Source organism: Halioxenophilus sp. WMMB6 (assembly GCF_033283405.1).
Classification (GTDB): domain Bacteria; phylum Pseudomonadota; class Gammaproteobacteria; order Pseudomonadales; family Cellvibrionaceae; genus Halioxenophilus.
Genome location: NZ_JAWMQR010000002.1, coordinates 133,100 through 153,875, shown reverse-complemented (window position 1 = coordinate 153,875; position 20,776 = coordinate 133,100). Strand labels below are relative to the sequence as shown.

Sequence of the window (20,776 nt, the reverse complement as noted above, 5' to 3'; positions counted from 1 at the left end):
GGCCGTTGTTTAAATCACAGGCCTGGCTGGCGTTGGCCGCGCCGGTGATAGCCGTGTTGCTGAGCATCGCCACCGGCGGGGTCCTGTTTCTCTTTTTCGATATCGCGCCCTTCGATGGCCTCTACTATTTTCTGTTGGATCCTCTGCGCGATGGCTACGGCGTTAGCGAACTGCTGCTGAAGATCTCTCCAATTGTCTTGTGTGCGCTGGGGTTATTGCTCTGTTTTAAAGCCGGGGTGTGGAATATCGGTGCTGAAGGACAGTACCTGGCTGGCTGTATGGCCGCCGGTTGGTGCGCTCTGCAACTGGCCGACAGCGAAGGCTTCTGGTGTCTGCCGTTGGTGCTGTTGGCCGGCGTGTTGGGTGGCCTGCTGTGGGCCGCCATGGCTGCGGCACTCAAGGTTCGGGTGGGTGCCAACGAGATTCTCACCACCATTATGCTTAACTACATTGCCGTCCATCTGTTGATGTACCTGGTCAATGGGCCGTTAAAAGACCCGGGTGGTTTCAGCTTCCCCGAATCGGCCATTTTTGCCGGGCAGGTGATGTTGCCCGTGCTCAGTGATAGCTACCGTTTGAATATCTCCATCTTTTTTCCGCTCGTGTTGGTGGCGTTGCTGTGGCTGCTGTTAAAGCGTTCGCGCTTTGGTTTTGAGTTGGGCGTGGTGGGTAATAATCCAGCGGCTGCGCAAAATGCCGGCATCAGTATTAATCGACATGTCGTTTTGGTTTTGCTGATCAGTGGGGCTTGTGCCGGCCTGGCGGGGGCAGCCGAGGTAACCGGCCCGGTTGGCCAACTGATCCCACAGTTATCGGTGGGCTACGGTTACACGGCAATTATTTGTGTCTATTTGGGTCGAATGCACCCTGTGGGCGTGTTGTTGGCGGCCATGTTGCTCGGCGTCACCTATGTTGGCGCGGAGTCGGTGCAGTTGCAATATGAGCTGCCGAGCGCTATCGCGGCGGCGTTTCAGGGCCTGATTCTCTTTTATCTATTGGCGGCGGATAAGTTGATCAACCAACTGCAGCCCAAGGTGGAACGATGACCATCGAACTGTTGGATACACTGCTGTTTGCCACGTTGCGCGCGGCGGTACCGCTCATTATTGCCGGTATCGGTATTTTGATTTTGGAAAAATCAGGTGTGCTCAACCTGGGCCAGGAGGGTGTGCTCTCGGTGGGCGCGGTGGTTGCTTTTATTGTTGCCTATAAAAGTGGTTCGCTGCTGTTGGCTTGTCTGGTCGCCGCCGCTGCGGGTGTGCTTTTGGTTTTAATCTTCGCCTGGCTGGTGCTTTATTGTAATGCCAATCAGGTGGTCACCGGATTATCACTGAGTATATTTGGTATTGGTTTTTCAGCCTTTATTGGTGGGCCTTTTATCGGGCTGTCAATTGAGGGCATGCCAACGCTTGTAACTCCTGGGTTAAGTTCAATGCCCGTCATTGGTAAGGTACTTTTCAACCAGGACCCAATGACCTATGCCACGCTGGTGCTGTTTGTTGCTGCCCTCTATTTTTTGCAGCGCACACGCGCCGGTATGATTTTGCGCAGTGTCGGTGAAAACCCGCAAGCGGCTCACGCGCTGGGTTATTCCCCGAATAAGGTGCGCTTGTTGGCATTGGTGGTTAGTGGGGTGCTGGTGGCGCTTGCCGGCAGTTATCTCTCGCTGGTCTATACCCCTATTTTGTCGGAAGGGTTATCCGCCGGTCGCGGCTGGATCGCCCTGGCGCTGGTGGTTTTTGCCAGCCATCGCTTGGGGAGATTGGTGCTGGGGGCGTTGCTGTTTGGTTTTACGTCGATAATGCATCTGGTTTTACAAGGGATGAATGTTCAAATTCCCGGCAGCATCCTGGCGATGATGCCGTACATCATTACCATTGTGGCCTTGGTGATTATGAGTATTCGTGATCGGCGCCGTGGTATTGAGTCTGCACCCAAGGCGCTGGGACACAACTTTAGTGCCAGCCATTAGAGAGTAGGAAAACATGAGATTGATAAAAAAATTATTTGTATCAGCCTGTGTTGCCGTTGTCGCGACGCTCGCGCTACCAATCACCAAGGCTCTGGCCGAGGAGCCTTTGCAGGTCGGCTTTCTGCACGAAAACCCCGTTGGTCAGGGCGGTTGGACCCTTTCCCACGAACTGGCCCGGAAGAAAGTCGATGAATACTTTCAGGGACGGGTGGTGACCACCGCTATTGATGGCATTGCTCCCGGTGTGGATGCCGAACGCATTCTTACCAAGTATGCGCGCGATGGTAAGGATCTGATCTTTGCCACTTCGTTTGGCTATTTAAATCCGGTTAAAAAGGTTGCCCAGCGTTATCGTAAAACCACTTTTGAACACGCTTCCGGTTATCTGCAGGCGGCCAATGTTGGTACTTTCCAGATTCGCGCTTACCAGGGCCGCTATCTGAGCGGCATCCTCGCTGGTAAAACCACCAAAGCCGACGTCATTGGCTATGTGGGTTCTTTTCCCATTCCCGAGGTATTGCGCGGTATTAACGCCTTCACCCTGGGGGTGCAGTCGGTAAACCCGAATGCCAAGGTGGAGCTGATCTGGACCAACAGTTGGAGCGACCCGGCCAAAGAGAAGGAGGCGACCGAGCTGTTAATTGCCAAGGGAGCTGATGTGATCACCCACCATACCGAGTCCGCCTCGGTGATTAAGGCCGCTGCCCAGGCCGGAGTTTATGGTATCGGTTATCAATCCGATCGTGCGGCAGCCGGGGGTGAATACCATCTTGCTTCGGTAGTACACAACTGGTTCCCCATCTATAAAGAGATTATCGAAGAGAAGTTGGCTGGAACCTGGCAAAGTAAAAATCGTTGGGTCGGTGTGGAGAAAGATGCGAGCCAGTTGGTGAGCCTAAATTCCAATATTCCGCAGGCGACCCTGGATCTGATTGATCAGGCGCGGGCGGCCATGATAAGTGGCGAAGTCAATGTGTTTCGCGGGCCAATTACCGATCAGGCGAGCGTGGTACAAATTGCCGCTGGCGAAAGCGCCGATGATGCCTACCTGCTCTCCATGCAGTGGTTGGTGAAAGGGGTTAATGGCCAATTGGATGCCAACTAGTCGTGGGTAAATTTTAGTTGCAAGTCAATAGATTGCCTATGCCGTGACAGTTGGGCGCGCCACTATTAAAGCAGGGTGATGCAGTGAAGAGATGCCGGCAAAGCGACGCCCTTGTTATGACAAAAGGTTGCGTTACTGTTTAATTCACGTGCGTAAAAGTAGATAGGAAATCTATTTTTACGCCTGGTAAGCACGGCACAAGCAAGTGCCGTCATTGCCGCAAGGCAATGGCGGTGAAGAAAATCCAGCAAAGCGACGCCCTTGTTATGACAAAAGGTTGCGTCACTGTTTAATTCACGTGCGTAAAAATAGATAGGAAATCTATTTTTACGCCTGGTAAGCACGGCACAAGGAGGTGCCGTCATTGCCGCAAGGCAATGGCAGTGAAGAAAATCCAGCAAAGCGACGCCCTTATTATGACAAAAGGTTGCGTCACTGTTTAATTCACGTGCGTAAAAATAGATAGGAAATCTATTTTTACGCCTGGTAAGCACGGCGCAAGGAGGTGCCGTCATTGCTGCAAGGCAATGGGAGTGAAGAAAATCCGGCAAAGCGGCGCCCTTGTTATGACAAAAGGTTGCGTCACTGTTTAATTCACGTGCGTAAAAATAGATAGGAAATCTATTCTTACGCCTGGTAAGCACGGCACAAGGAGGTGCCGTCATTGCCGCAAGGCAATGGCAGTGAAGAAAATCCAGCAAAGCGACGCCCTAGTTATGACAAAAGGTTGCGTCACTGTTTAATTCACGTGCGTAAAAATAGATGGGAAATCTGTTTTTACGCCTGGTAAGCACGGCACAAGGAGGTGCCGTCATTGCCGCAAGGCAATGGCAGTGAAGAAAATCCAGCAAAGCGGCGCCCTAGTTATGACAAAAGGTTGCGTCACTGTTTAATTCACGTGCGTAAAAATAGATAGGAAATCTATTTTTACGCCTGGTAAGCACGGCACAAGGAAGTGCCGTCATTGCCGCAAGGCAATGGCAGTGAAGAAAATCCAGCAAAGCGACGCCTTTGTTGCGTCACTGTTTAATTCACGTGCGTAAAAATAGATAGGAAATCTGTTTTTACGCCTGGTAAGCACGGCACAAGGAAGTGCCGTCATTGCCGCAAGGCAATGGGAGTGAAGAAAATCCAGCAAAGCGACGCCTTTGCGTCAGTATTTAATTCACGTGCGTAAAAATAGATAGGAAATCTATTTTTACGCCTGGTAAAAGGAAACGTTAAATGACCGATAACATCGAGCTTAGTGTTAGTCTCGACAGCAAAAAAAAGTACAAGCGTGGCCGAATCCGCGATAAAAATCAGGAGCTGATTTTGAACGCGGCACGAGAGGAGTTCGTGTTGAAAGGCTATGAAGGTGCCAGTATTCAGGCGATTGCCGATAAGGCCGGTATCGCCAAGGCCAATGTGCACTACTACTTTAAGCGCAAGGCCAATATCTATGTGGCGGTGCTTGATGAAATTATCGATCTCTGGAATGACTATTTTGATGAGATCGAAGAGGATGACGACCCCAGCGTGGTGTTGGATAAGTTCATCCGTCAGAAGGTGGAGCTCTCCTACAGCCACCCGCAATCGTCGAAATTGTTTGCCCGGGAGATGATCTCCGGTGCGCCCCGCTTGCGCGACTATATGCGCAATAAAATGCGCCCGTTTGTGCGTAAAAAAGCCGAGGTTATGGAGCAGTGGATTGCCCAAGGCAAAATGTTACCCGTGGACCCGACGCTGCTGATTTTCTTAATCTGGTCGTCGACCCAGCACTACGCGGATTTTGACATTCAGGTGTTGACTATTATGAATCGCGCCGAGTACGAACGTGAGATGATCGACGAGATTGCCAATTTCCTAAGTGCCACCATTTTGCGCGGCGTGGGTTTAACGCCTCCGGTTCGGGGCAGTCAGTCGGTGGCAAGTTGATTGATAGGTTGATTGAAGTCTTTGCTGTTTCCCCGATAGAGGCCCGCCTCTAATCGCTTATCAGGTCGCGTGAGCGCCGCACTGCCTGATAAGCGTTCCCCCTCCCTGTTTCAGCCCCCCTTATCTGCCACAGAGTCAGACGTGAGAGCGTTAAATAAGTAGGTAGTAAAGGCCAAACGAGGCGGCCAATAACCAGGACATTGGGCTCACTTTAAAAACTTGGCCAGACAGTACACGAATTATCACGTAAGAGATTAACCCCAGGGCCAGGCCATCGCTGATGGAGGTCACCATCATTAAAATCATGCATAAAATTGCCGGGCCGGCCAGCGCCAGATTGTCGAACTGAATATGGCGGACTTCGGTAAACATCAATATGCCAATCAGGATCAACGCCGGTGCGGTAGCGTGGGCGGGGATAATCATCAGCAGCGGGTTCACAAACAGCGCCAGCAGAAAAAAGAGCCCAACAAATATCGCCGTCAAGCCAGTGCGACCGCCGCTCTCAATACCAGCAGCGGATTCGCCGTAGACGTTGGTGGTGGAGGTGCCGATGGCAGAGGCGCCGATGGTGGCGATGGCATCGGCGGCTAGCGCTCGATAGATCGGCTTACTGTTATTGGCGCCCTCGCTGATTCCAGCCCGGATACACATGGCTCGAATGGCTACCAGAGAGCTGAACAGATCAATAAAAACCAGTGACAGCAACACGGGAAAGGCGAAGGCAAAATTCTTCCACAGGTAGCCCAGGTCGAAGGCCATAAACAGCGAAGTAGAGGAGACGGGTTTTGAGACGATGGCATCCGGTACGGCGGTTAAGGTACCGCCACTGCTGTTGGGAATAAACCAGCCAATGGCGGTAATCGCGGCGATCACCATGAGAATGCCACCGGGTACCTTTTTGTGTGCGAGCAGCACCATGGCCGGTACCCCAATAGCGGCCAGCAGTACCGCCGGGTTTTTCAGGTCGCCCACGGCAATTAATACCGGTGCCGGCGCAGCGACAACAATGCCGGCGTTCTTCAGGCCGATGAACATCAGAAACAGGCCAATGCCCACGGTCAGGGCGGTTTTCAGGTCATTGGGGAAGGCCTCGAGTAACAACCGCCGTACACCGGTGACGGTCATCAGAAAAAAGATCACGCCGCTCCAGAAGGTTAACCCCAGTGCGGCCTGCCAGGGCACGCCCATCACCAGGATGATGGTGTAGGCAAACAGCGCGTTGGAGCCCATACCGGGCGCCTGGGCAATCGGCAGGTTGGCCATCACGCCCATTAAGATGGAGAAGATGCCAGCGGCCAGCGCGGTGCAGGTGATCATGGTGGCGCGGTCCATGCCGGCGTCGGCCAACACGCTCGGGTGCACAGCCAACACATACGACATGGTGGCAAAGGTGGTGAGTGCGGCGATGAATTCCTGGCGCAGCGAGGAGCCCCGCTGGCTGATTTTGAAAAATTGGTCCAATCTCGATCTCATAACGGGTCGTTCAACTTGTCGGGTGGTCTATCCAAAGCCGTGCGTTCTGCTTTGCTGTGCTTCGTAAGGGTGCGTTGCTTGAACCTGGGCTCTTGCGGGACAACACCCTGCGGCTCCTCTCAAAAAACCTGACTTAGTGGTTAGCAAATAGCGTTCCCTAGGCTTTAGTCGAGCTCAATTCTGATTGGTCTGGCTATTGCTTTGCCTTAAACCGCTGAGTTTTGGCCGGCCGCTGTGGCTACCCAAAATTTTGACTATTTGGTTATACACGAATTTGGCAAAGTACAGGTTCCATTCATCTAATGGCTAATGACCCTACAGCCGGCAACCCCTATGCCGCGCTCAATTCGGGGGCGCTGGGCGCCCACTATGCACCGAGTGCGGAAGATTTAATGCGGCTTAACGCGGTGGCCGCCGGCCAGGCCCCCGCGGACCTGGCGCTGCGCGGTGGCCGCGTGCTCTGTTTGCACAGCAAAGAGATACTACCGCTGGATGTGTTGATCTCCGGGGCCTTTATTGCCGCGCTCAAGCCACGTGGCAGTGATTATCAGGCGACCACCATCATCGACCTGGACGAAAAATTTATTGCCCCCAGTTTTATTGATACCCATCTCCATATTGAATACACGCTGCTCACCCCGGGTGAGTTTGCCCGCTGTGTGATTCCCAAGGGGACGGGTACGGTATTGGCCGACCCCAATTGCATTGGCAATGTCCTGGGGGCCAGGGCGATGGATTGGGTGGCGGAAACTGGAACCCCCCTGAAAATTTTCCAACAGATCTCCAGCCGTATACCGCGCTCACCGAAACTGGAGTTGGGCGGTGCCACGGTCACCGAGGTTGAGCAGATGGAGCGCATTCAACGCTGCAATGCGGTGAGTGTGGGCGAGAGCAACCCCTTTGCCGTGGATGAACGGGCGTCGCGCCTGTTTGCCTCGGCCCTGCAGCTGGGGCGGCGCAACACCGGCCACACCGCACGGGTGGGCGGCGACGCCTTGGATGGCTACATTGCCGCCGGCATTGGCGACGACCACAACGCCTTTGAGGTGGATGAGGTGTTGGACCGCATTCGCCGCGGTGTGGCTATTACGGTGATGGCCGGCTCCATGAACGACAACATCGCCTCGGTATTTGCCGACCCGAAAGCCGTGCAGGGGGCGTTACCCTTCTTCTCTTTCTGTGCCGATGACCGCCACGTGGATGATCTTCAGCGGGTCGGCCATATTGACCACCACGTGCGCAAAACCATCGGCTGTGGCATTCCGGAGCTGGAGGCCTACGCCATGGCCTCGCTCAATGCCGCGCTCTACTACCGGCTCGACCATATTATTGGCTCCGTCACGCCCGCCCGCCGCGCCGACCTGTTGATTCTGGATAACCTGGCCGAGGTGAACATTGTCGCCACCTACCAGGATGGTCAGCGCACATCAGAAAGCGGCAGGGTGCTGTTTGGCAATAACGACCCGCTGCCGGATTATCTCTACAACACCATCAACTTTGGCTACCCGGTGACCGCCGCCGATTTTGCAATTCAGGCCGAAGCGAATGCGACCAGTGCCCGGGTACGGGCCATGGAGATGTACGACGGCTACTTTAAACGCGCCTTCGAAATTGAGTTGCCGGTTGAGGCTGGCGATGTCCTGGCCGAGCCTAGCTCCGATACCGCGAAAATTTTTGTGATCGACCGGCACCACGCTACGGGTAAAAAAGCGGGCGGCTTTGTCCGTGGTTTTGGCTTGCAGCGTGGCGCCATTGCCAGCACCACCAACTGCGAAAACCAAAATATGGTGGTGTTGGGTACCAACAATGCCGACATGGCGCTGGCGGCCAACAGCCTGCGCGATAACGGCGGCGGCTACGTGGCCGTGGCCGATGGCGAGGTACTCGCCGCCTTACCGCTGCCGCTGGCGGGCATTATGTCGGACCAACCCTGGGAATCCGTGCTGCAGGCCTCCGATGAGGTGGATGCCGCCGCCCATAGTCTGGGCAGCCAGCTGCCCAGCCCATTTATGATTTTGGCTTTTGTCGGCCTGGCCGGGGTACCCGACTACGGCCTCACCGAATTGGGGTTGATCGACAGCTTTCAACAGGAATTTATTCCGGTGGTGGTCTGTTGCCGCTGCCCGCAGCACGCCCACCAAGAGCCACCACCACTCACCTGAGTGGTGCAGGGTTTAGCCGAATTGAAGTTAGTGAAAGAGTAGAGACTGGGAGAAGATCGTGGAGTCGTTATCGCCCCTGCTGGGTAAAGTATTACCCGCACCGGAATTAGAGAAGAGTGAGTTGGCGTTATTGGCTGAAGCCGAGGCGGTAATCAGTGAACAGCTGGCGCCGCTGGCGATCAGCAACGATCAGCGCGGCCGCTACCCCACCGAGAGCATGGCCTGCCTGCGCCATACGCCGCTGTTTAAATTGGCGGTACCGAAGAGCCTGGGTGGTTACGGCGTGTCGCACGCCTGCAGCTTGGAAGCACAACTGCGCCTGGCCATGGTCGACTGTTCGGTAGCGCAGCTTTTCAAAGTGCACGACGAGCTGGTGCGGGAAATTTTTGCCTACTGCCCAGAGTTTCAACAGGCGCGCCTGGCCAATTCGATTTTAAATGAAAACCACGTTCTGGGTTTGGCGGTGGCGGAGGCCGGCCGCAGCGCGGTGGAACCACTTAATACCCGCGCCATTGCCCAGGCGGATGGCAGCTTTGTGGTAACCGGTTCGAAGATCTATACCACGGCCGCCGCCGAGGCGGACCAGATTGCCACCTGGGGTTTTAATCCGGCTGCGGCGACCGAAGAGAATCCGGTGTTGGGTATGCAACTGCTGTTAATTCCCAAGGGCACGCCGGGGGTCGATATTCAGCGGGATTGGAATGCCCTCGGCCAGCGCGCCACCGACTCCGGCTCCATTCAATTTAACGAAGTGGTCTGCCCGCCCGAGTGGGTGGCATCGGTTCCGGGCAAGGCACCGTTGATTCACTCAAGCCTGCGCTATCAGGCGGGTTTCTCCGCGCTGTTGGTGGGTATGGGCCTGGGGGCGATTGCCGCGGCGCTGCCCTTTATTCAGGAGAAATCCCGGCCCTGGGCCGCCACCGGTGTGGATCAGGCCGTGAACGACCCGTTTATTAGGCGCAATATTGGTAAATATGTGGCCGACCTCACCAACGCATACGCCCTGGTGCAACGCTGTGGCCGCCTGCTGGATAGCTTTGAACGTGGCGAGATTGATCGCGGCCAGCTGGCCATGCCGATCAGTGCCGCCAAGGTGGCCGCCAATGAATCGGCCCTGGCGGCAACCAGTGCCATTCACGGTTTAATGGGCACCCGCAGTGTCGCCGGCAAGCAACCGTTTGACTACTGGTGGCGCAATGCCCGTACTCTATCGTTGCACGACCCGGTGGAGTGGAAGATGCACGAAATTGGTCGCCATCTGTTAACCGGTTGGGAGCCGGAGCCGGGGATCTACCAATGATTAGTGGTGAATTGAAATCCGCTATTCAAGCGATGCCCAAACTGGAGCTGCACATCCACCTGGAGGGGTGTATCTCCAAGGAATTTATTGCCGCCCAGTGCCAGGCGAAAAATATTACCCCGCCCCGGCCGTTGGAAACGTTGTTCGACACAGCGGATCTCAGCCAGTTTTTGGAGACGCTGGATTGGATCTGTTCACTGGTCGACAGTGCCGAGGTGGCGGCCGAACTGGCCTGGCAATTTGGCCGCTACTGCGTTGCGCAAAATATTATCTACTGCGAGCTGATTGTTAACCCAACCCACTGGGCCAACCTCGGCTATGAGCAGCTGTTTCCGGCATTAAGTGCCGGCTTTGATCGGGTGGAGGCGGAGCTGGGGGTCGATGTGCGTTTGCTGCCCTCTATTTTGCGCCAACAGACGGCCATGGAAGCTTTGGCCCTGGCCCAGTGGATGGTGGCCAATCGCAGCCAGCGGGTGGTGGGTTTGTCGGTGGATGGCAACGAAGCAGCCGCCGGCTTTACCGGTGACCGCTTCTCGCCGGCCTACAATTTGGTGCGTGCTGCGGGCCTCGGTTGTACGGCGCATGCCGGTGAGTCATCGGGGGCGGCGGGGGTGCTGAGTGCCCTGGATGATTTAAAAGTCCATCGCCTCGACCACGGCGTACGCGTGATTGAAGACAGCGCCCTAACCGAGCGGGTAGTCCGCGAGGGGATTACCCTTAACGTCTGTGTCTCGAGCAACTGTGTGCATCTGTACAAGAGCGCCGAGGAGCACCCCTTTACCGCCCTGCGCGAGCGGGGGGTAAAAATGACCCTCAACACAGATGACCCGGAGGCGGTGGATAAAACCTTAATTGAGGAGCTCTGCTGGGTGGCGGAGCAGTTGGATCTCAGTTTGAGTGATTTAAAGGCGTTGCAAATAAATGCGGTGGCGGCCAGCTTTTGCGATGCCGAAACCAAAGCCAAGCTGGCCGAACAGATCGCCTAAACCCAGAGCGCGGCCAGCAGTGGCCGCGCTCTGGTGAGTATCCGAAGATCTATTTTTAATAAGGCCTATTTTACGAGGGCTGAATTAATCGCCCGCCATCAGTTGGCTGACCAGTTGTTGCGTGGTGTTTTGCAGCTGCTGCCAATCCAGCTTGCCGACCTGGCCGTTATTGAGTACCCGCCGGCCGTTGACAAATACCTGCTCCACTGCAATGGGTTCACCACAGGTTACCGGTGCCCAGGGTTTCTCCCACACGCCCCAAAAGCGCGGCTGATCCAGATTAATAATGGAGAAATCGGCCAACCAGCCGGCCTCTAATTTACCCAAAGTGTCGTAACCCAACAGACGGGCGCCGTTAATACTGGCCCAATCAAAAACCTGTTCAACGGTGGTTGCCTCGGGGCCGCCAACGGCGCGATGAATCAACCAGGCGAGCAGCATCTCGTTCATCATACTGGCCGACTCGGCCGAGGCGGAGCCGTCCACACCCAGGCTGACGGTCATACCCTGGTTGGCCATCAGCGCGGCCGGCGCAATACCACTGCCCAGGCGGCAGTTGGAGGTGGGACAGTGAGCGATGCCGGTACCAGTAGCCGCCAGTTTGGCGATAGCACTGCTGTCGGCGTGCACCAGGTGTGCAAACCAGACATCCGGCCCCAACCAGTCGGCGGCTTCGGCGTAGTCGATAGCGCTTAAACCGTAGCGTGTTTGCGCCGCTTCGTTATCGAACGGCACCTCCAGCAGATGCGAGTGCATGCGCAGCTGGTGCTGACGGGCATAGGCGGCGATCTGGCGCAGATCTTCCGGCGGACTGGTGTGGACAATGGAGGTGGGCGCGGCCACCAGTTTGTGCATGGCATCGCTTGCGGTTTGATGGTGGCGGCTGCGGGTCTCATCCAAACGTTTTAGGAAGAGATCGATATCTTCAGGAATCTGACGGGCCTTGCTGGTGCCGCGGTGGGTACCCAGATGGGTGGAGCCGCCACGGCAGTGGACAAAGCGAATGCCGGTATCTTCGGCAGCCTGGTAGAGGGCGGCCTCCAGCTCTGGATTAAAATCCTGGTGGTAGATATAAAAGTGGTCGGCACAGGTGGTGCAGCCGGAACGCAACAGCTCGTAAAAGCCAACCACGGCGCTGTGGTACATCACCTCTGGTGTAATTTTGGGCAAGAGTGCATAGGGCACGGCACCCAGCCAGTGGTTGAGATCGGAATTGATGCCAGCCGGCATCGCCTTGGCCAGGGTTTGGGTGAGGTGGTGGTGGGTGTTTACAAAACCCGGATAGATAAATTTATTGCGTGCATCGATTACCTCACAGGAGCCTTCCGGCGCCGGCAGGTTGGCGGCAATGGCGATGATGGTGTTGCCATCGATCAAGAGATCGGCCACACCATGGCCCCAGAGGTGGCCGGATTTAATTAAGGTTTGAGTCATGCTGTGGCTGTCGATAATTGGAGCGATTGATTGCTGGCGCTACTGATACTGGCTGGGCAGTTCCGCTTCGGGCAGTGCGCTTTGATAGTCGAGCTCCGGGTCGATTAACTCCAACGCTTTTAGCGCCTTAATTTGATCGTTGAGCCGGACTTTTTGATAGGTGCCAGTCACTTCGCCGCGCTCGCTGAAACCATCCACCAGGTGATATTTCTTCATGGCCGCCATGGCCTGAGTCATCAGCTCGGCCTGCTGTTGTGGATTAGCTGCGGTGATGGCTTCCAAGGCGGGAGTTGGGTCACCCTCCATAAAGTCGACCCAGCCTTTGATAGAGGCCTCGGTAAAGGCTTTGGCCGCTTCGGGGTACTCGTCCAGAAACGCTTTGGAGGTGTAGAGATGGCGATAGGGGTCGAAGCCGGACTCCGACAGGGGAATTACCTCCGCCTCAATACCCTGGGCGGCCAGGTGTACCGGCTCTGAGGTTAAAAAGCACTGCTGGGCAAAACTCTTGTCGGTGGCAAAGCGGGAGATGCTGTAATCGAGTGGGATGAAGTTGAGGTTCAGCTTCATGATTTTGGTCATGTACTCTGCGTGCGAGAGTGATGCCTGCATCATAACCACCTTGTTATCCAGATCGGCCAGGGTTTTCACACCGAGCTCCGGGTGGAACATCACACACTGGGGGTCGTGCTGAAAATAGGGGGCTAAAAAGACCAGGGGCAGGCCGCGACTGACGCCAATTAAGGTGGTGTCACTGGTGCCAATGGCGATATCGACCTTGCGCAGTGCCACCAGCGGGCGTATATCGCGAATACCGCCACCGGAGCGGATCTCCACATCCAGGCCGGCATCTTTATAAAAACCCTTGGCCAGAGCCTGATAAAAGCCACCGTGTTCCGGCTGTGGGTACCAGTCGCTCATTAACACCACTTTGGTGAGCTCCGGTCCTGAACTTGTCTCTGTCGCTTCCTGGTTGCAGGCGCTAAGCACAACCGCGGCCGCTGCCAGGCCGACTAATTTCAGCAGTGAATTCATATTAATCATCTTTCAAGGAGTAAGAGTTGTGCCAATTGTGCAGCAGCCACCAGTGTAGCCAACTGACAAAGCCAACAAAGACGAAGCCGATGGTGCAGGCGGTGAAGGCCGCCGCGTAGAGCGCCGGAATTTTTAACTGGGTGCTGAAGATCACCACCACGAAGCCGAGGCCGGCTTTATCGCCGGAGCCCATACCGGCAATGGTGTCGCCATAGAGTGCGCCGATGGGCGTTAACGCTGCGGCAATTTTTAACCCGGTCAGGTAGTAGGGCATGGCGTTGGGAATTTGTAGATTAATCAACTTCTGCCGGGCGCTGGCCTGGTAAACCTTAAACAGGTCCTCCAGATTTTTATCGATGGTGATCAGGCCCATGGTGGTGTTGGCGACAATGGGAAAAAAGCAGATTAAAAAAGTGATAATCGTGATGCTGGTTAACCCCTGGCCGAAGGAGAGGGTGATGATGGGGGCCAGCACAATTACCGGTGTCATTTTTAATATCAGCACATAGGGGTAGATACCGTTATAGGCCCAGCGGCTGGAGGCGAGCGCCAGTGATAATACTGCACCGATAATTGCCGAGGTCATAAAGCCGATGACGCAGGCCAGCGCCGTTTGTAAGGTGCCCGACCAGAGTGTGCTCGACTCCTCCATACCCGCCTCCACAATTTGGTGAGGGGCGGGCAGCTGGTAGTCGGGAATATTGAACAGATAGATCGACAGGTACCAGACAGCCAACATTAATGCGCCGAACACGATGGGCGGCAGCACAATCACATTGAGCTGTTTGAGGCTAAGCGATTGGCTCATCTTATAGGGCCCTCAAGCTGTGCAGGCAGGCGGTCACTTCACTTACCTTGGCCTGGAATTCCGGCGTAGTTCTGAGTTCAGCCGTACGCGGATAGGCAAAGGGGACGTCGATCACCTGGTAGATCTGGCCGGGGTTGGCGGAGAGCACCAACACCTTGGAACCCAAAAAGACCGACTCGGTAATGGAGTGGGTCACAAAGGCGGCTGTCCAGGGGTTTTTCTCACGCAACAACAGCAGCGATTCGTTGAGGTCGTCGCGGGTCATCTCATCCAGTGCACCAAAGGGTTCATCCAGTAGCAACAGCTCCGGGTTGGTACTCAATGCCCGGGCGATGGAGACGCGCATGCGCATACCACCTGATAGCTGCCGGGGGAAGTGTTTGGCGCGGTCACTCAGGCCGACCAGCTGCAGCAGTTGCTCAACCTTGGTTTTAATCTCTTGGCTGGGGGTTTTGCGCAGTTTCAGTGGTAGCGCGATATTTTGCTCGGTGGTGAGCCAGGGCAGCAGGTTGGCCTCCTGAAATACAAACCCTAACTTCTCCGGAGAGAAATCACTCTTGCCACCGCCGACAATAATGGTACCGGTGGTGGCGGAAATCAGATTGGCAATCAGCTTTAACAGCGTTGATTTACCACAGCCACTGGGGCCGATAATGGCGATAAATTCGCCACGGTTAATATTGAAATTAATATCTTTCAGTACCGGCGTAGTGCCAGAGAAAGTTTTACCAACTTGGTTTATCTGAATAAAAGGTATGGTTGCAGTCACGGTCGTTTGCGGTAGTCAAACCCGGGCCGAAGCCCGGGGTCTTTCGATGGCGATTAGAATTTATAAGTCAGATCAACAGTGTAGCTGAATGGCTTCTCAGGCAGTACCGAGAGGTTACCGTACAAGCCTGGGAAGTTGGCCCGGTAGTACTCCTCGTTGGTAACGTTGTTGAGCGCCAGTCTGGCTTCAAACTCTTTGGATACATAAGAGACCGAGGCGTTCACAATGTCGTAGCTGGGCAGTACCAGGCCACCCATGGGTGAAGGCTCAACCGAGTCGACATTGGTCCAGCTGACGTTGGCTGCCCAGTTGTCATTGAAGCGGTAAGCCGCTGACAAGCTGTAGACGTTCTCGGGCACACCGCCACGCGATGGTTCATCTTCAGGCGTGAAGAAGACACCGCTCACTGCACCACCCCAAATGAGTGTTGGATCGAGTTGTGGCAGATCCGCCGCACCCAGGTAGGTGAACATGGCGCCGCCCAGGTCGGTGCGGGTCACTTCTGTGTTGGAGTAGGTGGCAATAATGGAGAGCGGATCGATCGGTACCCAACGCAGCTCAACCTCGTAACCTTCGGATTGCAGTGCTTCGTTGGATTCGGCCACGTTGCTGTTAATGGAGACACGTTCCTGATCAAAGGTAGAAATACCAAAGAAGAGGCGATCACTGAAGAGCTGGCCTTTAATACCAATCTCGTTCATCTCCGACTCACCCAACCAGTTGCCATCTTGAATCAGGCCCAGCTCCACGGCGTCGTGGGTACCGGCCAGAATGGTGGACTGTTTGGCGGTGGTACCGTAAATGTTAACGCCGAAGGGGAGGTTGTATGAGACACTAAAGGTGTAGGAGACCGCATCGTCTTCATCCGAGGCTTTGGCGCCGGGGGTACGGGAGAAGAACGCCGCCGGAGTGCCGGTGCGACCTTCAATCTCCACATAGTCGTAGCGTACGCCGACCAACACATTCAGATCTTTAAAGAAACTCATGTCGGTGAGGAAGGCGAGGCCATACTGCATGGCTTCAGAGTAGTCGTTAATACCCCAGGGCTCAGAGACAGTGCCGTTGTTAACACTGGAGGCCTGTTGGCTGGCGGGCAGGAAGCCGACCGTCAAGTCGGTACGGTCGAAGATCTCATGCACGAAGTCGTTGGCGTACCAGGCATCGGTGTAACGAACAGAAGGCGAGAACTGAACATCGGCAGTCACCATATCGCTTTCAAATTTCTTGGCAACAATGAATTGATCTTCAATAACGTAGGTATCACCCGCCTTGGAGAAACCGTAGGAGTCGCTATTGCGAGATTCGGCGGAATCGTAGAACAACTTGTTGGTGAAGGTCCAACCGGACATGGTCTCGTGGATGATGTCGAAGTAGAGGGTGGTGGCTTCGGTTTTATAGAGATCCTCGTCGGTAATCAGCACCTGGCTGTGATCCAGGTGTGCGGTACCGGTTGGGGTGATGCCGTATTGGGCTGGAATGGAATCTGCGGTGAAGTCCGCTGGGTCGGCTGCACCAAATGTGGTGGAGTCAACACAGAAGAGCTGTACCGAACCACCAAAACAGGTAACGCCAGGACCAAATGCGCTGTCGGTGAAGCCTGAGCTAATTTCGGCGTCGTTCATCAGGCCATCACCATTGACATCGGGCGGGGTGTAGTTGGGCTGGCCGGTAATGTAGGTACCGTTATCGATCAGGTCCTGGGTGACGCGGTTCCAGCCACCGTTTTCGTGGCCATCCCAGTTTTGGTACATGCCGCCAAACTCGATCCGGGTAGTGGCGTTCAGGTCGACGTTGAACGAGCCTTGCACCAGGGTTTGATCGTTGAAGTCATTTTCGTAGTAGCTGCCGGAGTTTTCCACTTCTGCGAAGATGTAGTAACCCGCCTTCTTACTGCCGACGGTCATTGGCCCGCCCACTTCCGCGCGGATTACGCTCTTGTCCCACTTGCCGAAGGTGTAGCCAAACTGGCCGCTGGCATCATCCATATAGGCACCGGTATCGGCGCGGGCGGATTTAGGGATAAAGTTCAGCGCACCACCCACCCGGCTTGGGCCGGAGATAGGCGACATGGGGCCGCGGATAACGTCGATGCGGTCACTGGCACCGATGGGTGTTGGGAAGATACCGTCGTTGTTTAAGCGTTTAACACCACGGAAATAGTTATCGGCTGGTGTACCACGAATATCGAGCGAACCGGCAACACCAAAGAAGGAGGTGGTGAAGGAGCCAGGAATAAAGGTGGCAATATCGTTAATACCGGTAATGTTGAACTCCTCCAGGAATTCAGCCGAAACGGAACTGACCGAACGTGGAGTTTCGTATACGGATTTGCCGAAGCCGAATACTGAGTCGACCGGCTCGGAGGAGAGGATGCCCAGTTTGTCGTCGGCGCTGGCCTCGACAGACACTGTCTCCATAGTGCCATCGTCTTCAGCAAAGACGCTTGGTACGGCCAAGGTTGCTAAAGCAGCGGCGATGGAACTCGCAAGAAAACTTCTTTTCATACAAAACCCCTAAACAAAAAAGTGCGTGCAAATAAATATCCTATAGAACCGCAGCTTCCAGTTATGTGTGGGCATAACTGTGCCAGTCCATAGCAGCGCGGCTTAAGCCACCTGTCGTGATTTGTGTTAGCAAGAGCTATACCATCGATCTTGTCCAATTGGTCAGGATATCTCGGGGGCGGTTTGCTACCGGCTTGCGGTTTTCTGGTGCAGAGGCGTTGGGTTTTTCTTGGTAATCACCAATAGGATAGCGAGGTTAACCGTATAACCTCGGCTTGTGATTGCGAGGTAGGTGGCGCTACCGGCAGCGGCGGGCGTGGTGCAGTGCGATATTTAATTTAAAAATGCTCATCCGTGGCACATAAACCTGACTGAGTGGCCAAAAATGATGCTGGTCTGTGAATTAGATCTCACTGGTCACGGCGATCACCTCCACCTCTACTTTAAATTCCGGGCGGGTAAAGCCGCCCACAATTAATAGTGTGGATGCTACAGGCTGGGGCAGAAATTGATCGCGCACAGCCATGTAGGCTGGGAAATAGTCGCGGCTGGTGACATAGGCAGTGACTTTTACCACATCGGCCATGGTCAGTGCGTTGGCCTTTAATATTTCTTGAATATTAGTAAAACAGATGGTGGCCTGCTCGGTGATTGATTCGGGAGTGGCATCATCTTTGCCGGTGCCAAGCTGGCCCGAAGTAAAAAAGAGACGAGACCCGGCGGGCGCCTCAATACCATGCACGTAATTTCCGAAGGGAGCGCGGATGGTGGTTGGGTTGACGGTCTTGAAGTTTGTCATTTTAAGAGTGTTCCAGTTATGTCTATAGTTTTGTGGCAGGATCTATCCACCGATCAATTTAGCGAGTTTGACCCGTCGACGACGGTTGCGCTACTACCGGTGGGTGCTATTGAACCCCATGGTCCGCACCTGCCTCTCTCCACCGATGCCACCATTGCCGAAGAGATTAGTCGTCGGGCAGCAAACCTGGTGCCAGACGATATCCCCCTTTTGGTTTTGCCAACTCAACACATTGGTAAATCCACCGAGCATCTGCAATTTGACGGTGTGCTTACCCATACGGCAGAGACCCTGTTGAAATCGTGGATGGAAATTGGCGAGTGCGTTAATCGCGCCGGTATTAAAAAATTGGTCTTCTTCAATGCCCACGGAGGCCAACCGCAAATTATGGAGATCTGCTGTCGTGAGTTGCGCATCAAGCACGACATGATGGTGGTGGGCTGTAGTGGTTGGAGTTTTGGTAAGCCCGATCTGCCGGAAGTGCCCGAAGACGAACGTAAGTTTGGTATTCATGCCGGCCAGGTGGAGACCTCAATGATGCTCCATTTAAGACCAGACCTGGTGAAAATGGAAAAAGCCAGACGCTACGAAGGGCTGTTGGCAAAAGTTGAGGAGCGTTACCGCTGGCTGCGGGTGATTGGCAGTACCTACATGGGCTGGCAGGCGCAGGATCTGCACGAGTGTGGTTGCTCCGGCGATGCCACCAAAGCCAACGCGGAAATTGGTCAGCTCTATTGCGACCACTATATTAACTCGTTGGCAGAGATGTTAGCGGAAGTCTCCAGCTATCCGCTGGATTGGATAAGAAATCGCGAAGATTGGTAGTTATTTATGGCCGCAACCGTAAGTTAACGGCGGCGGCCAGGTTGCCTGAAGGCTAGCTAAAAATGACTAATCCGCAGCGGTTAATCACTATCAAGGCGCGGCTATTTTCCCGCCGCAGTGCGAATCCGCTCAACACGGGTCGCCACCTCCTCTGCCAGAGCCGGGAGATCCTGACCCAGTACCTCACCATCCTCCACCATTAATTTTCCAGCCACGTAAATCTGGCTGATATTGGCCGAGTTGCAGGCAAACACCAGGTGCGCGGGTACATCAAAAATAGCACCGGTGAGTGGCGTTTTGGTATCGATCACCAGAATATCGGCTTGCTTGCCCACCTCCAGGCTGCCGACCTGATCGTCTACTTTTAATACCTCGGCGGTATTTAAGGTGTGCAGACGCAAGATTTCGATGGGCAGCATGACGTTGGCGTTGTGCTCCTGCATACGCAGGGCGTACATCCCCATGCGCATATTTTCAAACGGATCGGCAATATCGGCACTGGCTGCACCGTCAACGCCCATGCCCACGGCTACACCCATGGCCCGATATTTGGGAATATCGGAGAGACCGGAGGCGAGGCGACCATTGGAGAGTGGGTTCCAGATCATGGCGCCGCCGCGCTTGGCGGTATCCATTAATATTTGGTCGGTGGTCTGAATAAAGTGGGCAAAAGAGACACCGTCGGCGACGGCGTTAGTACTCATCAACATAGGCCACTTTTTACGATCAATAAAGCGACGGTTGTACTCTTCCAGGTAGTGGATTTGTGCCGTTAAGTGATACTTCTCTCTGAGCTCCATCTCCAGCTTTAATTTATCCTCCCCGGCGTAGATACCGGTTGAGTGCAGCGAAACGCCCAGCATGGCCGAGTGGCCAACCAGCTCCTTACCCTTGTCTACCAGCGCTTTTACATCGTTACGGATTGCTTTGTCGTCCTGATGTAAGTTGGTGTTGTAGGAGAAGATAAAGTGCTGGCCTGCGTCGAGCTCGGCCTGTAGCGACTCCATATATTGGGCTTCGCTGGCATTGAGCCGCTGGCTGTGGTTGTAGCTGGTGGTAATGCCCTTGGCCAGTTGATCCAACGCACCGTGCAGGGTAAAGGCATAAAAGTCACCATCACTGAACGAGTTGCCGTAGGTAAAGTGCAGTTTCTCCAACCAGCCGTAGAGCTCTTTATCGGCGGCGATTCCGCGAAAAGCCGACTGCCACAAGTGGTTGTGGCCAGAGACAAACCCCGGCATCACAATTTTGCCACTGCCATCGATACTCTGGTCAATCTTGGTTTTGCTATCGCTAAACGCGCCCGCGCCGACGGCGAGAATTTTATTGTCATCAAACAAGATATAGCCGCTATAGGCTTGGTCTTCGCCGGCGGCCAGGGTCAATATTGTGGCATTTTCAATTAACAGGACCTCCGCTTGTGCATAGCCTGCCATGCAGGCCAGCAGCGCCGCGGAAAACAATACTTTTATTTTGTTAAGCATGGTGGGTATCTCTTGCTGTTATAGCGCCGCTAGGCGGGTGGTGCTTGGGCTGGGTGTGTGGTTTTCGTGTCTGTATCAATTAGCCATTGCCAATTGGGTTTCTTGGTATTTTTTAATTTAGCAATTTTTAATCCAAATATTGGCCGCTTGGTCAGAAAAGGTAAGCTAATTGCATTGTTAATCACAATGCAATTTTTTGTTGC

Annotated in this window: 17 protein-coding genes; 8 read left to right on the top strand and 9 right to left on the bottom strand. The window is 54.6% G+C overall.

Features of this window, described 5'->3' with window-relative positions:
• Positions 1–5: 5 nt before the first annotated feature.
• From SBL51_RS06450 to SBL51_RS06440, 3 genes are read left to right on the top strand one after another with little or no spacing between them, the layout of a single operon-like run.
• Positions 6–1,046 (top strand): ABC transporter permease, encoded by a 1,041-nt coding sequence (locus SBL51_RS06450; RefSeq protein WP_317930077.1) that lies wholly within the window; start codon positions 6–8, stop codon positions 1,044–1,046.
• Positions 1,043–1,972: an ABC transporter permease gene (locus SBL51_RS06445; RefSeq protein ID WP_317930076.1), complete on the top strand. Its 930-nt coding sequence runs from the start codon at positions 1,043–1,045 to the stop codon at positions 1,970–1,972. Before SBL51_RS06450 ends, SBL51_RS06445 begins: the two co-directional genes overlap by 4 nt.
• A gap of 13 nt (positions 1,973–1,985) precedes the next feature.
• On the top strand, positions 1,986–3,077 hold the full coding sequence (locus tag SBL51_RS06440; protein WP_317930075.1) for a BMP family ABC transporter substrate-binding protein: 1,092 nt from the start codon (positions 1,986–1,988) through the stop codon (positions 3,075–3,077).
• A 65-nt stretch (positions 3,078–3,142) separates the two neighbouring features.
• Here SBL51_RS06440 and SBL51_RS06435 read toward each other — a convergent pair whose 3' ends face one another.
• The gene (locus SBL51_RS06435; RefSeq protein ID WP_317930074.1) at positions 3,143–3,778 is read right to left on the bottom strand and encodes a hypothetical protein; all 636 of its coding nucleotides are present in this window, start codon (positions 3,776–3,778) and stop codon (positions 3,143–3,145) included.
• Positions 3,779–4,301: 523 nt separating this feature from the next.
• On the opposite strand from SBL51_RS06435, the gene SBL51_RS06430 reads away from it, so the two are divergent.
• Positions 4,302–4,994: a TetR/AcrR family transcriptional regulator gene (locus SBL51_RS06430; RefSeq protein WP_317930073.1), complete on the top strand. Its 693-nt coding sequence runs from the start codon at positions 4,302–4,304 to the stop codon at positions 4,992–4,994.
• Between the two features lie 150 nt (positions 4,995–5,144).
• Here SBL51_RS06430 and SBL51_RS06425 read toward each other — a convergent pair whose 3' ends face one another.
• On the bottom strand, positions 5,145–6,458 hold the full coding sequence (locus SBL51_RS06425; protein ID WP_317930072.1) for an NCS2 family permease: 1,314 nt from the start codon (positions 6,456–6,458) through the stop codon (positions 5,145–5,147).
• A 314-nt stretch (positions 6,459–6,772) separates the two neighbouring features.
• Here SBL51_RS06425 and SBL51_RS06420 point away from each other — a divergent pair, with 314 nt between their 5' ends.
• From SBL51_RS06420 to add, 3 genes are read left to right on the top strand one after another with little or no spacing between them, the layout of a single operon-like run.
• Positions 6,773–8,632, top strand: coding sequence for an adenine deaminase (locus tag SBL51_RS06420; protein WP_317930071.1), 1,860 nt, complete (start codon positions 6,773–6,775; stop codon positions 8,630–8,632).
• Between the two features lie 58 nt (positions 8,633–8,690).
• Positions 8,691–9,932: an acyl-CoA dehydrogenase family protein gene (locus SBL51_RS06415; RefSeq protein ID WP_317930070.1), complete on the top strand. Its 1,242-nt coding sequence runs from the start codon at positions 8,691–8,693 to the stop codon at positions 9,930–9,932.
• Positions 9,929–10,918: an adenosine deaminase gene (gene add, locus SBL51_RS06410; RefSeq protein ID WP_317930069.1), complete on the top strand. Its 990-nt coding sequence runs from the start codon at positions 9,929–9,931 to the stop codon at positions 10,916–10,918. Before SBL51_RS06415 ends, add begins: the two co-directional genes overlap by 4 nt.
• An 84-nt stretch (positions 10,919–11,002) precedes the next feature.
• On the opposite strand, the gene SBL51_RS06405 is transcribed toward add, so the two are convergent.
• The 6 genes from SBL51_RS06405 to SBL51_RS06380 all read right to left on the bottom strand — a co-directional run bounded on the left by SBL51_RS06405 (position 11,003) and on the right by SBL51_RS06380 (position 18,264).
• The gene (locus tag SBL51_RS06405) at positions 11,003–12,352 is read right to left on the bottom strand and encodes an amidohydrolase family protein (protein WP_317930068.1); all 1,350 of its coding nucleotides are present in this window, start codon (positions 12,350–12,352) and stop codon (positions 11,003–11,005) included.
• A 39-nt stretch (positions 12,353–12,391) separates the two neighbouring features.
• The gene (locus tag SBL51_RS06400) at positions 12,392–13,384 is read right to left on the bottom strand and encodes an ABC transporter substrate-binding protein (RefSeq protein WP_317930067.1); all 993 of its coding nucleotides are present in this window, start codon (positions 13,382–13,384) and stop codon (positions 12,392–12,394) included.
• 1 nt (position 13,385) lies between these two features.
• Positions 13,386–14,192, bottom strand: coding sequence for an ABC transporter permease (locus SBL51_RS06395; RefSeq protein WP_317930066.1), 807 nt, complete (start codon positions 14,190–14,192; stop codon positions 13,386–13,388).
• Between the two features lies 1 nt (position 14,193).
• Complete coding sequence (locus SBL51_RS06390; protein ID WP_317930065.1) at positions 14,194–14,961, bottom strand: ABC transporter ATP-binding protein; 768 nt, start codon at positions 14,959–14,961, stop codon at positions 14,194–14,196.
• A 53-nt stretch (positions 14,962–15,014) separates the two neighbouring features.
• Positions 15,015–17,465 carry a TonB-dependent receptor gene (locus SBL51_RS06385; RefSeq protein ID WP_317930064.1) on the bottom strand — a complete coding sequence of 817 codons (2,451 nt, stop codon included), beginning with the start codon at positions 17,463–17,465 and terminating at the stop codon, positions 15,015–15,017.
• A 403-nt stretch (positions 17,466–17,868) separates the two neighbouring features.
• Positions 17,869–18,264 carry a RidA family protein gene (locus SBL51_RS06380; protein WP_317930063.1) on the bottom strand — a complete coding sequence of 132 codons (396 nt, stop codon included), beginning with the start codon at positions 18,262–18,264 and terminating at the stop codon, positions 17,869–17,871.
• Between the two features lie 18 nt (positions 18,265–18,282).
• On the opposite strand from SBL51_RS06380, the gene SBL51_RS06375 reads away from it, so the two are divergent.
• Positions 18,283–19,089, top strand: a complete 807-nt coding sequence (locus tag SBL51_RS06375; protein WP_317930062.1) for a creatininase family protein — start codon at positions 18,283–18,285, stop codon at positions 19,087–19,089.
• Positions 19,090–19,190: 101 nt separating this feature from the next.
• Here the strand turns inward: SBL51_RS06375 and SBL51_RS06370 are convergent, their stop codons facing one another.
• A complete protein-coding gene (locus SBL51_RS06370) occupies positions 19,191–20,573 on the bottom strand; it encodes an amidohydrolase family protein (protein ID WP_317930061.1) in 1,383 nt (460 codons plus the stop codon).
• Positions 20,574–20,776: the final 203 nt, after the last annotated feature.